The sequence below is a fragment of the Thioclava sp. ISO4 genome (assembly GCF_058105145.1).
On record NZ_CM176571.1, the window covers coordinates 2,822,283 to 2,835,888 of the forward strand.

A 13,606-nucleotide genomic window follows, 5' to 3' on the forward strand; every position below is an offset into this window, starting at 1 on the left:
GGAGGCGAAAATGGCGCGCAAGATCATCATCGACACCGATCCCGGACAGGATGACGCGGTGGCGATCCTGCTGGCGCTGGCCAGCCCCGACCTCGAAGTTCTGGGCATCACCTGTGTCGCCGGGAACGTGCCGCTGCCGCTGACGTCGAAGAACGCGCGCGTGGTCTGCGAACTGGCCGGGCGGACGGATGTGCCGGTCTATGCAGGCTGCGACCGGCCGCTCGCGCGCGAACTGGTCACGGCGGAATATGTCCATGGCAAGACCGGGCTCGACGGGATCGACCTGCCCGAGCCTCAGATGCCGCTCCAGGACCAGCACGCGGTCGACTTCCTGATCGAGACGCTGCGCGCCCATCCCGCCGGCAGCGTCACGCTCTGCCCTCTGGGCCCGCTCACCAATATCGCGACCGCCTTGCGCCGCGCCCCCGATATCGCCGAGAAGATCGCCGAGATCGTGCTGATGGGCGGCGCCTATTTCGAGGTGGGCAACACCACGCCCGCCGCCGAATTCAATATCCATGTCGACCCGCAGGCCGCCGAGATCGTGTTCAAATCCGGCGTGCCGCTGGTGGTGATGCCGCTCGACGTGACGCATAAGGCGCTCACCACCCGCGCCCGGGTCGAGGCGTTCCGCAATCTCGGCACCCGCGTCGGCCATGCGGTCGCGAGCTGGACCGACTTCTTCGAGCGCTTCGACATGGCGAAATACGGCTCCGAGGGCGCGCCACTGCACGATCCCTGCGTGATCGCCTATCTGCTCAAGCCCGACCTGTTCTCGGGGCGGCATATCAACGTGGAAATCGAGACCACTTCGGAGCTGACCATGGGCATGACCGTCGCCGACTGGTGGCGCGTGACCGACCGGGCGCCGAACGCGATGTTCATGGGCGATCTGGATGCCGAAGGGTTCTACACGCTCCTGACCGAGCGGATCGCGCGGCTGTAACGCGCGGAGGGGTTCTGCCCCCCGTCGCCGTAGGGCGACAAACTTAAGGGACAGGGGGCCTAGCCCGACCGATAGTTGTCAGCGAGATAGCCTGGCTTTCCATAACTGACTAGCGGTATTCGCTTGAGCTTGCCCGTTTCCGTCTTTGGCTACTTGTTGCGCAGCCCGTGACAAAGAGAAAAGGGCGCGGAATACACCGCGCCCTTTCTGTTCGTCTTGGATGATTTAAGCCCCGTTAGCCTTCGCTGGCGTTGTCCGGCTTCCCGAGCGCAGCGCGTGCAACGCCTTCGTGGCTACGGGCGGCACCAGCCTTCTCGATCCGCTGCGCGATTTCGTCGCGCACGTCGTCCGGGCAGTCGGGATGATTTGCGATTCGTTTGGCGTTGGCGAGCGTTGCTGTTTCGCTGAACAGGCGGAAGAACTCGACTGCTTTGGGCGTACCTGCAAGTTGTGCCAAGACGCTCTCGAGGCTTGCGAAAAGGGCTTTATTCGCGCGGTCATGTTCGCGGTGCTGATCAAGAGCGATCTGCGCCGTGAGGTTTTCCGCCCGCGCTTTCATTTGCCGTTGGCGGTCGGTCATGCGGTTCCAGTCGATGACGGGATGTCGGTTTTTCTGTGCCATGTGGTCCAATCCTTTCGTGGCGGTCATTGCAGCGTCCGCCTCGCGCCTGTCGCGAAGCTTCTTGGCCGCTGATGATGAGGTGGGTTCATCGCGCTGAGCGCGGAAATCGAATTCGCGAACTTTTTCAGGTTTTCTCGGTAGGGCCTCGATCGGTGTCGTCCGAGTGGGCGTGCGACAAGCGGCGGCGAAGTGCATTAAGCGGCAACGAAAGCGATCTGCGCGCTTGTGCGAGACGCTCCCGGGCTTTGTCGGGCAGCGTTTTCGCGATCTCGAGGAGCGCTGCGTCTGCCGCCTTGATCTGGGTGAACTCATCATCGAGTTCGGTGCGTGCTTCTTTGCGCGCTCGTTGTCGGAGGACCTCGAGCGCGCGCCCAAACATGGTCTGCACCGGCAATCCCGTATCGGCTTGAGCATCCTGTCGCGCCGTCTCGTCTGTTTCGGAGACAATATCCACGCGGCCTTCAGCCACGGCAGCAGCGACATCGAGCACGGACTGAGCCTCTCGCTGCCGCTGCGTGACGGTACGCTCTTGATCTGCGAGCGCCGATTTTTCCGCAGCGAGGGTTTCCTCGACCTCCTTCACCACCTTGTCGCGAGTGGCGAGTTCAATCTCCTGGCTCTCGCGCCATTTCCGTGGGCTGACGTGTTCGCGATGTTCTGGCAGCGCGATCTCGGTTCCAGGATCGGCCGCTCCATTCGCACGCGCTTCGCGGACTTTCTTGTTGTGCTTGAGCGCCTCCCTCAGGGCTTGCTTGCGACGCTCGCCGCGCTGGAGGCCGATCTCTGCGAACCATGCGCCGACGCTATCTTGCGCTTTCTCATAGCTACGGATCAGCGGATGGACTGCCGGCTGCAGCATACGCCGACCATCGGTTGTTACTGCGCGAGGAATGATCACCGCATGGATATGATATGCTGTTTCGTCGAGATCGGCGCGTGCATGAACGCAGTCATCGCCGAAGTTCGTCACGAGCCACTCCTTGGCTCGAGTCTCGAATTGCATTTCTCGCGTCGGGCCGCTCTCGCCGAGAAACTCGGTGAGGTCTTTGTCGAACCATTCTTTGTTTACCGTCAGAATGATTTCGCGCAGCGGACCGTGCCGGGTTGCGCGCCAAGGGTCGCGCGGCCCCCGGAAAAGCGCATTCTTAAGCTCCGTCTTCCGACGCCGGCGGCGCAGTTGCTCCAATTCGAGGAGATGGTTTGCATGGCGCATGTCTTGGATCTCGTCCCAAGCATCTTGCGCCCAACTCTCGGAGCCGATGAGGCGCCGGTTTTGCGCCATGAGAGTGCGTTCGCAATGGCCGTGGTCGCCCCCACGGCGCATCCGGTGCTTCTCGTAACCCGCTAGATTACGGGGGTGCATGCCTTGCATGCGCATGACGATTGGGTAGTAGGTTTTAGGTGCTGATGACATAGTCGATCTCCGTGCTTGTGAGATCGAGATGGGTTCATGTCATTTGGCGCGGAAATCGCTGTGAATTTCCCCCGATATCTACCCGGAAGGTACTTGTTTGGCGCATGGTGGGGGCAAGCGGCTAGATGAGGCACGGCGCCAAAGGATAATTCCCAACCTTGCGGCCGTGTGCATTTGATGCCGACAAATACTTAGACCGCTCCGCTTCCGAGCTTGGGTCTTTCGAAGATTGTTTGCAAACGGCTTCGTCTCCGATGCTGACCCTCTCAACCAGATTCTGAACAACCCTATCGGGAATCTGACCTCGTTTCAGACAAATACGGAAACGCTCTAGGAGCACATTACGCGGCTCAGTCGACTGGAGTTTGCTGATGTGAAGTGCGTAGCCAGCGGCCCGTATCGTTCAAGTAGGTGGAGGCGCAAAGTGCTTCATAGATGGGCAGATCGGGTTTCTCAGCGGAGGCATGGTAGCTGAGAATGACAACATCGCCACATTGCGTTGCTCGACGCTCAGCCATCACCACGGACCGCCAGCCGGTTCTCCGCTTAAGGCCATGCCAGATCTGATCACCTTGAAGGATACCTGGCGGATAGGGAAAGATCATGACTGCGTTATCTGCGGTTGTGGCGCGCGCGTTCTCGGAGCCACTGGTCCAGAAGCGCTCTTCCATTTCCCAGAGAATTTCCTGATCCGGTGGAGATGCCCTGCCAATATTATTTGCAGCATGGTCGCGAGTCGTCCTTCGCGGTACGGAGAGGGTCATTCGGCTGTCTCCCATGTGCCGGAAAGGAAAACCTGGATCAGGATCCCGATCACGACCGCTGCTGCCAGGATCGTTCCCGGCGAGAACACGATCCCCTTACTCATCGCATCGCTGAAACTCGCAGCGGCCGGTGCGGGAACCGGGAGAAGAGGGGCGAGGGTGCGTGCCACCTCCCCATTCTCTGTCGCAAGTGCGGGCACGTCTCGGCAGCGTGACAGCAGCGTACTCAAGCGCGAGACAGCAGCCTCACGACCCGAAGACACGAGCTCGGCGGTCACTTCCCAAGGATCGAGGTCTAGCCTCGCAAGCGCAGAGAGCACAGTCACGATGGAGCCGTTTCGGTCTTCGCCGACCGAGGCGTAGAGAAACCGTTCCATTGCGGGGTCATGGGGGGTGAGGATACCGGCCGCAGACATTGTTTTTTCCCTATTCTATGTAGTTCCGGATCGCAGCAGGTTTGGAGGCAGTATGGCTTGGTTCGCCAAGACCAGCTGAAGATCCATCGAATTGCTTCGATCCTGCCCGTATTCGGCCTTATGCGTGCTGACGTAGATCAGTCTGCCGCCAAGCCCTCGCCCCTGACTGCCATACCTGGCCCGGTCTTGTCTGGAAGCTCACCATTGGGAGCGAGGCTAACATGAGTCAGTGCATGACTTCCTGTCGCCGAGTAGAGTTATCGATATCAGTAACCTAAGCCGTCTCCCCGAAACCATGGCGTGTGCGTGGACTTGGTGCTGCCCCCCTGGAGACAGAACGGAGACCAGGTATGGCCATCCGCTCGACCAATTCGACCGTGACAGAAGACACCCGTTTATCTTCTCCCGTTGTGGTTACGCGGATGAATTGCCCGCCGACGACTACGACGTGGTCGTTGAGGAAGAGTTTTTCGGAAGGCCTCAGCTTCGCGGTCTACCGACGGACGACCACGCATCTCATCGTCCGCGCAAAAGGGACGAATGGAGAGACAGGTCGAACTGCGATCGACCAGCGAGCACGATCTGGAAACGGCACTTGAATCGGACAGAAGGTCCGTGAAGCAAAATAGCGAGACGGCGCTTTCCCCGTCGGAGGACTTGAAATGAACACTCCTGAATGGCTCAATCCTGGCATCTATGGAGCTGCAATCGGCGCGGTCATTGTTGGCATTGTTGGATTTACCTGGGGCGGTTGGGTGACCGGCGGAACTGCGAGCGACAGGGCCATGACCATGGCTCATGACGATGTTGTCGCGGCCATGGTCCCCGTTTGCGTGGAAATGGCCCGGACCGACCCGGAGCGGGATGCAAAGCTGGAAACAATTCGCGCTGCCTCAACCTACCAGAAGCGCGCTGTCCTGATGGAGGCCGGATGGGCGACCGTACCCGGAACCGACGCTCCGGACCGCGACATCGCGCAAGCTTGTCTCGCGAAGCTCGAACTCTAACGCGTCCAAATGGAACGGCCCCCGGACACCGGCAGCGAAAAGATAAGGATCGAGCACATCAAACAGATGAGCATCCACGTAGCAGGTCCTTTGGGACCTTATTGTGAAGCTGACTGCCGTGGCCACCTCTCTCGCGTTTCCCGTTCTTGCTCAGGACGGCACTAGAACGATCCCGGAGAGCGCGAAGGCACGCAGTTATAGCGGAGGCTGAAACTCTGCCATGTGGGCCACCGGGTAGATGGTGCTAAGAGCGTCGCCACCGAAATCGCGGCGAATGCCTTTGTAGCGCATCGTTTCTACGGAGCGGGATGGGAATGCCGCGGTGGATACGAAAAGGTGGGTGGGGCACCCTGCGACCCGATCCCCGCACCGGCAAACGCCTTTCTGCAATATTCCGGTAACGACTGGCTGTGCGGACACGAATATCTGCAAGACCGCGCAACCGCGTGCAGATCGTCCGGCCGGATCACGCATTTCTCACCGAAGGTCCCGGAGGCAACGGCTGAACGTACGATCGCCGCGCCTTGGCCGCAAGCAGACACTTCGGTTCCCTCTCTCATCAGACCTGGCCACGCCAGAAAAAGAGGAAAACAGCATGCCGGATCATGATGACGGCCCGGACGATCGAGGGCCTTGGGGCACGAAACAGAACCGTGCACCACCAGAGATTGAGGCCATTCTCCGCCAAGGTCGCGAACGTTTGGGGGGGCTACTGCCCGGTGGTCTGCCGCCTGCCAGGAGCATCGCGGTGTTGGGGGCGGCCGCCTTCTTCGCGGTTGTCGCCTGGTCGTCCTACTACACGGTTCCAAGCGACTCAGTCGCAGTCGTTCAGCGATTTGGGAAATACACTGCAGAGGTTCCGCCGGGGCTCCACTTCAAGTTTCCGCTTGGCATTGATGCGGCGACTCTAGTCCCCGTGAAACGTCAGCTGAAACAAGAATTCGGCTTTACAACACCGGGTGCGGGTGATCCGTTTCAAAGCCCGGTCGACGGGCGCCGCGAAACCGAGATGGTAACCGGAGATCTGAATGCCGCTCTCGTTGAATGGGTGGTGCAATACCGCATTTCGGAGCCTCTGAAATTCCTCTTCGAGGTGCGTCAGCCGGGCGCGACGCTTCGCTATGTTTCCGAGTCCGTGATGCGCGAGGTTGTCGGCGACCGCACGGTCGACGAAGTCATCACCATAGGCCGGCAGGAGATCGAGAGCGAAGCGCTCCTGAAGATGCAGGCGCTGACCACGAAGTATGCGATGGGAATCAGCATCGACCAGGTGCAGCTGAAGAACATCAATCCGCCCGAACCTGTTCAAGCCTCTTTCAATGAGGTCAATCAGGCGCAGCAGGAGAAGGAGCGCCTAATCAACGAAGCGCGCCGCGAATACAACAAAGTCATTCCGCTGGCCGAGGGCGAGAAAGACCAGCGCATCCGTGAAGCGGACGGCTACCGCCTGAGGCGGATCAACGAGGCCGAAGGCGACGCCGCACGGTTCACCGCGCTTCTGGCCGAATACGTGAAGGCGCCCGAAGTTACGCGGCGGCGTATCTACATCGAAACGCTGCAGGACGTGCTGCCAGAAATCGGTTCGAAGATTATCGTCGACGGCTCGACCGCGAGCATTCTTCCGCTTCTGACGCTTGATCGGGCCCGTGAGGATAAGCCATGAAAATGAAATTTGGAATTCTTGCAGGACTCGCAATGGCGGTTGTCGTGACCGCTCCGGGAGCCTTTTATACGGTCGGCGAGGTCGAGCAGGCCATCATTACGCAATTTGGCAAACCCATTGGGAAGCCGGTTACGACAGCTGGCCTAAAGTTGAAACTTCCCTTCATTCAGGAGGTCAATCGGATTGACCGCCGGGTTCTCGAGTGGGACGGCAACCCTTCGGACATGCCAACCAAGGATAAGCTCTATATATCCGTGGACTTGTTTGCCCGTTGGAAAATTACTGATCCGTTGCAGTATTTTCTTCGGTTGCGCGACGAGCGCAGCGCGCAATCGCGGCTCGACGACATTCTTGGCAGTGAGACCCGCAATGCCGTCGCCAAGCACGAGCTGATCGAAATCATTCGGACAACGAAAGACCGAGTGCCGCTACGGGACACGCTGCTGACAGATGAAGAACGCGCGCAAGACATCGGCGCGCTGGTCCCCATACAAAAGGGCCGGGCAATGGTGGAGCAGGAGATATTCGCGGCCGCCGCAGAGAAGGTCCGCGTCTTCGGGATAGACCTCCTCGACATTCGCTTCAAGCGGATCAACTACAACGAAAGCGTGCGGCCGAAAATCTACGATCGCATGATCTCGGAGCGACGTCAGATCGCCGAGCGTTTCCTGTCCGAAGGCAATGGCGAAGCTGCGCGTATCCGCGGCAATCGTGTGCGGGACTTAAATAAGATACAATCCGAAGCTTATCGGGACGTGGAAGAAATCCGGGGTCTGGCAGATGCTTCTGCAGCGGACATCTACGCACGAGCCTACAATATCAATCCCGAGGCTGCTGAATTCTATGCGTTTACTCGGACCATGCAGGCCTACAAGGATATGATATCGGGAGAAACGACACTCGTTCTCACGACTGACAGCGAGCTCTTCGGATACCTAAGGGCAATGGAAGCAGGAACGTCGAGCGTAGACCTATTGCCTCCCGCCGCAGGACCCGAAAATGTGGTCGAACGCTGATGCAAGGGAGAAAACGGCGATGACGGACGACCCGGTTGACCTCGATACAAGGCGCAGCGCCGAAGGCAGAATCGCGACCGATATCCGGCGGCATTCCCTGAAGGATTTCGAAGCCGACCAGAGAGCGCTCCGCTTGCGGCAGGAGGAACTTGAAGTGCAGCTCCTCGCCCAACCTGCCGCCAACTGGCACGAGGCAGCGCTCAAGGCGCAGTATCTGATACGGCGCTACTCCGAAACCGGTGAAGCCCGCGATGGCAGGAGACAGGAACTCATCGAGCGCGCGCTTGCTGATCTGGCACGGTTGATCGAAGAGGATGGTGCGGGTCGATGAACGAACTCGTAGATTAAATTCACCGGCATGTGTGAGCACTCAACGATGTAACGCAAGAGCGTCTCTGTCTCCGTTTCCGAGCGAAGGCTTCGGGGAGTGGTTTTTCCGACGGTGCAAAGTGTCGCGCTCATGGCAAGGGGCGGTGCGGCCAACGCTCTCGTCAAGTCGCCGATCGGAGATGGATTGCCGCGCCTCGGCTCAAATCCCAAATCCTGGACACTCTAAGGTCGCCGTCCGGGAGCTCCGTCTTGCATTGCTTCTCATTCCCGCGTCGTGAGTCGCGTCAATTGAAGCAGTATCAGAGTGCCCAGTATGGCAGCGATGGCCGACCCTGATAGAATCCCCAGTTTCGCAGCGTTAAGCATCGTCGCATCGAAGGCCAGGCTCGCGATAAATAGTGACATCGTGAACCCAATTCCCGCGAGAAACGAGCCGGCCACGACGAAGGGCCAGGACAGGCCCGGCGCAAGAGCCGCAAAGCCGGAACGAACTGCAAGCCAGCTGAAACCGAGAACGCCGATCGGTTTTCCCAATACCAGTCCGGCAATGATCGCCAAAGAGACCGTTTGTCGCAAATCGGCACTCTGAAACGTGATGCCAGCATTCGCCAGCGCGAAGATCGGCATGATTGCAAAGCCGACCCAAGGGTGCAGAATCATCTCGAGACGCTCGACTGGAGAGACAGATTCCGTAACGGCTATCCTGGCCTGGAGTAGATCATCGCGTTCTGCGGTGTCGCCGCTCCAATACTCGCCTGCAGGATGGGCCAGCAAACGTCCCAGGATTCCTCGTAGACGTGCATCGCTGACCCAGATGCGGGTGGGGGTCATGAGGCCTAGAATGACGCCAGCGATGGTCGGATGGACGCCGGATGCGTCAAAACACAGCCAGATTCCCACTCCCATCACTGAATAGACCGGGAAACTTCTGATACCGAGCCGCGAGGCGCTTGCAACGACTCCAATGCCCAACAGACCTAACCCGACTGCAGACCAGTTCAGGGCGCCTCCGTATCCGAGCGCGACCACAAGGATTGCGCCGACATCATCGAATATCGCCAGCGAGAGCAAGAAAAGACGCAGGATAGGTGGAACCCGGTTTCCGAAAAGCGCCAGACACCCGATCACGAATGCCGTATCGGTTGCCATCACGGTTCCCCAACCATGCATTCCGGGTTCCTCGGACATCAGCGCCAAATACACTGCGACTGGAACCACCATGCCGCCCACGGCCCCCGCTAAAGGTAGGGCGGCTTGTCTTGGGTTTCTCAATTCGCCCAGAACGATTTCTCTCTTGAGCTCGAGCGAGAGCACAAAGAAGAAGAGTGTCATCAGCCCGTCGTTGACCCAGTGGCGCAGGGAGCGGGTGAAATCCCATGAACCGAGTGTCAGACCGATACGAGTTTCCCAAAAATCCAGGAAGACGTGGTGCCAAGGCGAGTTCGCCAGTGCCAAAGCCAGTAGCAACGCCAAGAGAAGAAGGACACCGGCTGCCGCTTCGATTTTCAGAAAGCGTGCAAAGGGTCGCGCGAGCTTGTCGGCGGCTTCACGTGGCAGAGTTGTAAGGTTGTCGATCATTGGACCGATTTGCCTTTTTCCATCCTGAGTGGCGCTGCGCGCGCAACCGGGGTTTGTTTCTGTGTCCTTCAGCCAAATCGCACAGCCTTAGGCCGAAAGTGCCCGGGCCTTCGCGAACGACAAGAGTCTGTGGCGCTGCTCATCCCAGAGGAGGAGGCGCGCGCAGTCGAAGCTTTCCCAAAGTGTTATGCGCTTAGTCTGCGCCAGGACGTCGTGGTTCCGGATAACCTCGTCCAGGCGGTAGAAGGGAATGCGACTGGCCAGATGATGCACATGGTGAACTCCGATGTTTGCGCTGATCCAGCGCAGGATACCGAGCTACGCATAGTGTGAACTTCCTTGCAGGGCTGCGTCCTGAATGTTCCAGTCGCCTTCCATTGGCTAGGCTGTTGTGGCTGTTTGTTGCCTGTGTAGGACGAAAACCTCATGGGTGGTGCATCTCCGCTGCGATTTGATGCATCATGCTGGTGGTCTCCGCACTGAATTGCCCCCCGCGATGATTTGGTTGATGAGGGCCGCCACTACCCGGTGGATTTCGGCGTCAGGCTCAGCGTCTATGGTGTTCTCGTGGGTGGCTGCAGCGTCGCGCAGCACACCAACTATCTCGCTCTCCGGCAGCAGCCCGCGATCATTCATTGCAAGTAGAAGCGACTCGCATATCGAAAGGGCAGCCAGTCCTGCAGCGTCGTTCGACGTAGACATCCGGTGTAGTCCTTTCATCGTATCACGTCTGGCCGTGAAGCCGGTCGATGCGATCCCCCTTCTTGCACGAAATGCTCTATGTTGAACTGATCGAGAGCAGTCCCTGTACTAATCTCGGCAGATCCTTCGCAACCGAAAGGAACGGCTCACGATACCGGCCACGGCAAGCCCGCTCGCCCGAAAGCTATCGGCATTCGTCGCTTTGTCAGAGGTCGAACTTGCCGTGCTGGCGCGTCTGCACGGACGTCGGCGGTCCTTTGTCACAGGGCGAGATATAGCGCATCAAGGGCAATCGGATCAGGCCGCCTACATCCTGTCCGCGGGCTGGGTCTGCTCCTACAAGATACAGCCGGATGGGACGCGACAGATCGTCGATTTCCAGGTGCCAGGCGATTTTCTGGGATTGCGAAGCGTACTTTTGCGCACCTCGGACCACAGTTTCGAGCCAGTCGTGGACATACAGGCAGCCGAAGTCTTGACGGGCGATCTCCTCGATGCGTTCGCGCAGACACCGCGGCTCGCAACGGCTATCCTTTGGGCGGCGTCGCGGGATGAGGCGATGGTGGTTGAACATCTCGTCGGGATTGGGCGGCGGGACGCGGGTGCGCGTATGGCGCATTTCCTGCTGGAACTGGGATCGCGACTGGCTCTGGTGGGCATGGGGAGCAAGGCAGGATACGACTGCCCGCTCACGCAATATCATCTTGCCGATGCGCTTGGGTTGAGCGCGGTACATGTGAACCGCGTGTTGCGGCAATTGCGCGAAAGCTGCCTGGTGACCTTCCGGGACAGCCACGTGACGTTTCACGACTACAGCCGGTTGGTGGATTTCGCCGGGTTTGATCCGGCGTATCTGGATCAGACCGGGCCGCTTCTGAAATGACCGGTCGCCCCCTCAGCCCTCGGCACGCTTCTGAGGCGTGTCGCGATAGACACTGGAATGTCAACCAAGCGCGCGTTTGGCGGCGTCGAGTTCCACGTTCGTCTCAGCCTCGCTCATTTCCTTTTGAGCTTTTTTGGCTACAAGGAGGGGCTGTGGCGCCGCGTCTTTCTTCGAACCTTCGGGCGCGTCATCGCACGCGGATTAGCCTGTGGCTCGGCGCAGTTTGATCTGGTCCGCGATTAGGTGCCGTTCAACTGAACACGATCCAAATCGGCTCCCAGCACTGCAGTATTGATCTGGCGGTGTGGAGGCCATGCACATATCGTGATCACACTTTGCCAGCCAAGGAGCTTTCGAGGCCGCTCTTTCATCGGCTGACTTAGAAGGGAAAAAACACTGGAATTGCCAGGACTGCGGCGACACCCACGATAATGTTCATCGGCAGGCCGATCTTGATGAAGTCCGTGAATTTGTAGTTGCCGGCTCCATAGACCAGCGTATTGGTCTGATAGCCGATCGGGGTCGCGAAGCTCGCGCTCGCTCCAAACATGACTGCGACAACAAAGGGGCGCGGATCAACTCCAATCTGGACTGCCAGCCCGATCGCCAGAGGTGTCACGACAACCGCGACGGCGCTGTTGGTGACCGCCTCGGTCAAGATTGAAGCAAGCAAATAGACCGCTGCCAAGGCGACGATCGGGGGCATGTCCACGAGTAGAGGCGCAACGGCGCCGACGATCAGGGTAATCGCACCCGAGTGCTGCAGTCCCGCGCCGACTACGAGCATAGAGAAGATCAGGACGAGCACTCCCGCGTCGATAGAGCTCCATGCCTCGTCGTTGTCGATGCAGCGTAGGACGAGGATGAAGGCCACGGCAACAAGGGAAACAAGGCTGATGTCCGCCACACCCATTGCAGCCAGGGCCACAACCGCAGTCAGCGCCATGAGCGCGAGCGGGGCCTTGCCACGTCGAAACGGACGCCCACCGGCCCTCGTGACGCCAGCCAAGTCCCCGGCCTCTATCAAACGGCCGTAGCTTTCGTCCGTTCCCTCCAGTAGCAATTTGTCCGCAGGTCTGAGGCGCATGGTCGAGAGGTCGGGTCCGAGGCTTTCCCCATGGCGATGTGCGCCTAGAACACGCATGCCATACCTGAACCCGATGGTGAGCTGCGCGATACGTACACCGCGGCTGCGATGCGATAGTGTGACGATCGCCTCTGCGACTGTAGTTTCTGTGTTTTCTCCGGTCGCCGGTCCCTGACGTAGTCCGACATCCCATCCTTCCCTGGTTCTCAATGTCAGAAGTTCGGACGTTCGGATAACCGCGATCAGCCGATCACCAGCGGCTAGGACGTGATCGAGCACATTGTGACGTCTAACTTCTGCACCGGAACGTACTCCGACCACCGTCACTCCCGGACGTATCAGATCGTCGATATCCCCCAATCGGCGACCGAGACCCCAGAAATCATCTCTGGGTCGCAGCTCGGTCAGGAAATCCGCTTCACCTGCTGCACCCAAATCCGTCTGATCCTTGCGGTTAGGAAGCAGAAACGGCCCGAGAAGCAGCAAGGCAAGTCCGCCTGCAGTCACGGCCACCAGCCCGACGGGTGTAATTTCCAGTATCGAGAAGGGCGTCAGCCCGATATCTCTCGCAACACCATCCACCAGCAGATTTGTCGAGGTTCCGATCATCGTGCAGGTTCCGCCGAGCACCGCTACGTAAGAGAGCGGGATCAACAGGCGCGTCGCCGCCAGCCCAAGGCTTTGGGCTAGTCGTATGGCAACCGGGATGAGCACCAGCACGACAGGTGTGTTGTTCATGAGAGCCGAAGCCACGAGAATTGAAGCCAGAAACACGCTTGTTGCCGCGATGGGACGATGACCAGCGGCGGCGACGACCCAGTTTGCCAACGCATCAAGTAACCCGGTGCGTACCAGGGCGCCGCTGAGAACAAACATTGCGGCAATGGTAATAGGCGCGGGATTCGAAAAGACCGATAGAACAGCGTCTTCCGGCACCAAGCCAAAAACGACGAACAACGCCGCGACGGCAGCGGCCGTCACCTCAGGGGCGTACCGCTCGTATAGGAAACCGGCGAAGAGAACCAAGAGGAGTATGAGCGCAAGATAAGGTTCGTAGGGCGGCAGGTGTGTCATTCGGGGGGCTCCAGTGCGACCTTCGCCATGAACTCGGGCGCGTGCTGCTTGCGTTTCCATATCTCTGATCTTCTTCTCGTCGAAGATAAGCAGACTGCAAATCG

General features: G+C 59.2%; 14 protein-coding genes. 7 read left to right on the plus strand and 7 right to left on the minus strand.

Annotation, left to right across the window (positions count from 1 at the left end; translation table 11 throughout):
* Positions 1–10: 10 nt before the first annotated feature.
* On the plus strand, positions 11–946 hold the full coding sequence (locus tag AC2TZ7_RS13835; protein WP_489864670.1) for a nucleoside hydrolase: 936 nt from the start codon (positions 11–13) through the stop codon (positions 944–946).
* 235 nt (positions 947–1,181) lie between these two features.
* On the opposite strand, the gene AC2TZ7_RS13840 is transcribed toward AC2TZ7_RS13835, so the two are convergent.
* The 4 genes from AC2TZ7_RS13840 to AC2TZ7_RS13855 form a co-directional block, all read right to left on the minus strand.
* The gene (locus tag AC2TZ7_RS13840) at positions 1,182–1,595 is read right to left on the minus strand and encodes a hypothetical protein (protein ID WP_489864671.1); all 414 of its coding nucleotides are present in this window, start codon (positions 1,593–1,595) and stop codon (positions 1,182–1,184) included.
* A gap of 97 nt (positions 1,596–1,692) precedes the next feature.
* Positions 1,693–2,982, minus strand: coding sequence for a plasmid recombination protein (locus tag AC2TZ7_RS13845; RefSeq protein WP_489864672.1), 1,290 nt, complete (start codon positions 2,980–2,982; stop codon positions 1,693–1,695).
* Positions 2,983–3,332: 350 nt separating this feature from the next.
* On the minus strand, positions 3,333–3,746 hold the full coding sequence (locus tag AC2TZ7_RS13850; RefSeq protein WP_489864673.1) for a hypothetical protein: 414 nt from the start codon (positions 3,744–3,746) through the stop codon (positions 3,333–3,335).
* Positions 3,743–4,123 carry a hypothetical protein gene (locus AC2TZ7_RS13855; RefSeq protein ID WP_489864674.1) on the minus strand — a complete coding sequence of 127 codons (381 nt, stop codon included), beginning with the start codon at positions 4,121–4,123 and terminating at the stop codon, positions 3,743–3,745. The genes AC2TZ7_RS13850 and AC2TZ7_RS13855 overlap by 4 nt, the downstream gene beginning before the upstream one ends.
* A gap of 701 nt (positions 4,124–4,824) precedes the next feature.
* Here AC2TZ7_RS13855 and AC2TZ7_RS13860 point away from each other — a divergent pair.
* The 4 genes from AC2TZ7_RS13860 to AC2TZ7_RS13875 all read left to right on the plus strand — a co-directional run bounded on the left by AC2TZ7_RS13860 (position 4,825) and on the right by AC2TZ7_RS13875 (position 8,179).
* Positions 4,825–5,169 (plus strand): hypothetical protein, encoded by a 345-nt coding sequence (locus AC2TZ7_RS13860; RefSeq protein ID WP_489864675.1) that lies wholly within the window; start codon positions 4,825–4,827, stop codon positions 5,167–5,169.
* 595 nt (positions 5,170–5,764) lie between these two features.
* Positions 5,765–6,832, plus strand: a complete 1,068-nt coding sequence (gene hflK, locus AC2TZ7_RS13865; protein WP_489864676.1) for an FtsH protease activity modulator HflK — start codon at positions 5,765–5,767, stop codon at positions 6,830–6,832.
* Positions 6,829–7,848: a protease modulator HflC gene (gene hflC, locus AC2TZ7_RS13870; RefSeq protein ID WP_489864677.1), complete on the plus strand. Its 1,020-nt coding sequence runs from the start codon at positions 6,829–6,831 to the stop codon at positions 7,846–7,848. The genes hflK and hflC overlap by 4 nt, the downstream gene beginning before the upstream one ends.
* A gap of 19 nt (positions 7,849–7,867) precedes the next feature.
* Positions 7,868–8,179 (plus strand): hypothetical protein, encoded by a 312-nt coding sequence (locus tag AC2TZ7_RS13875; protein ID WP_078601403.1) that lies wholly within the window; start codon positions 7,868–7,870, stop codon positions 8,177–8,179.
* 260 nt (positions 8,180–8,439) lie between these two features.
* Here the strand turns inward: AC2TZ7_RS13875 and nhaA are convergent, their stop codons facing one another.
* Positions 8,440–9,756: a Na+/H+ antiporter NhaA gene (gene nhaA, locus AC2TZ7_RS13880; protein WP_489864678.1), complete on the minus strand. Its 1,317-nt coding sequence runs from the start codon at positions 9,754–9,756 to the stop codon at positions 8,440–8,442.
* Between the two features lie 459 nt (positions 9,757–10,215).
* Complete coding sequence (locus AC2TZ7_RS13885; protein ID WP_489864679.1) at positions 10,216–10,458, minus strand: hypothetical protein; 243 nt, start codon at positions 10,456–10,458, stop codon at positions 10,216–10,218.
* 151 nt (positions 10,459–10,609) lie between these two features.
* Here AC2TZ7_RS13885 and AC2TZ7_RS13890 point away from each other — a divergent pair, with 151 nt between their 5' ends.
* Positions 10,610–11,341: a Crp/Fnr family transcriptional regulator gene (locus AC2TZ7_RS13890; RefSeq protein WP_489866820.1), complete on the plus strand. Its 732-nt coding sequence runs from the start codon at positions 10,610–10,612 to the stop codon at positions 11,339–11,341.
* Between the two features lie 57 nt (positions 11,342–11,398).
* Positions 11,399–11,584 carry a hypothetical protein gene (locus AC2TZ7_RS13895; RefSeq protein WP_489864680.1) on the plus strand — a complete coding sequence of 62 codons (186 nt, stop codon included), beginning with the start codon at positions 11,399–11,401 and terminating at the stop codon, positions 11,582–11,584.
* A 136-nt stretch (positions 11,585–11,720) separates the two neighbouring features.
* On the opposite strand, the gene AC2TZ7_RS13900 is transcribed toward AC2TZ7_RS13895, so the two are convergent.
* A complete protein-coding gene (locus AC2TZ7_RS13900; RefSeq protein ID WP_489864681.1) occupies positions 11,721–13,502 on the minus strand; it encodes an SLC13 family permease in 1,782 nt (593 codons plus the stop codon).
* Positions 13,503–13,606 lie beyond the last annotated feature (104 nt).

Excerpts from the sequence above, each read along its gene's own strand:
- AC2TZ7_RS13835 (WP_489864670.1), top strand. The coding sequence starts at position 11 with ATGGCGCGCAAGATCATCATCGACACCGATCCCGGACAGGATGACGCG.
- AC2TZ7_RS13840 (WP_489864671.1), bottom strand. The coding sequence starts at position 1,595 with ATGACCGCCACGAAAGGATTGGACCACATGGCACAGAAAAACCGACAT.
- AC2TZ7_RS13845 (WP_489864672.1), bottom strand. The coding sequence starts at position 2,982 with ATGTCATCAGCACCTAAAACCTACTACCCAATCGTCATGCGCATGCAA.
- AC2TZ7_RS13850 (WP_489864673.1), bottom strand. The coding sequence starts at position 3,746 with ATGACCCTCTCCGTACCGCGAAGGACGACTCGCGACCATGCTGCAAAT.
- AC2TZ7_RS13855 (WP_489864674.1), bottom strand. The coding sequence starts at position 4,123 with ATGGAACGGTTTCTCTACGCCTCGGTCGGCGAAGACCGAAACGGCTCC.
- AC2TZ7_RS13860 (WP_489864675.1), top strand. The coding sequence starts at position 4,825 with ATGAACACTCCTGAATGGCTCAATCCTGGCATCTATGGAGCTGCAATC.
- hflK (WP_489864676.1), top strand. The coding sequence starts at position 5,765 with ATGCCGGATCATGATGACGGCCCGGACGATCGAGGGCCTTGGGGCACG.
- hflC (WP_489864677.1), top strand. The coding sequence starts at position 6,829 with ATGAAAATGAAATTTGGAATTCTTGCAGGACTCGCAATGGCGGTTGTC.
- AC2TZ7_RS13875 (WP_078601403.1), top strand. The coding sequence starts at position 7,868 with ATGACGGACGACCCGGTTGACCTCGATACAAGGCGCAGCGCCGAAGGC.
- nhaA (WP_489864678.1), bottom strand. The coding sequence starts at position 9,756 with ATGATCGACAACCTTACAACTCTGCCACGTGAAGCCGCCGACAAGCTC.
- AC2TZ7_RS13885 (WP_489864679.1), bottom strand. The coding sequence starts at position 10,458 with ATGTCTACGTCGAACGACGCTGCAGGACTGGCTGCCCTTTCGATATGC.
- AC2TZ7_RS13895 (WP_489864680.1), top strand. The coding sequence starts at position 11,399 with ATGTCAACCAAGCGCGCGTTTGGCGGCGTCGAGTTCCACGTTCGTCTC.
- AC2TZ7_RS13900 (WP_489864681.1), bottom strand. The coding sequence starts at position 13,502 with ATGACACACCTGCCGCCCTACGAACCTTATCTTGCGCTCATACTCCTC.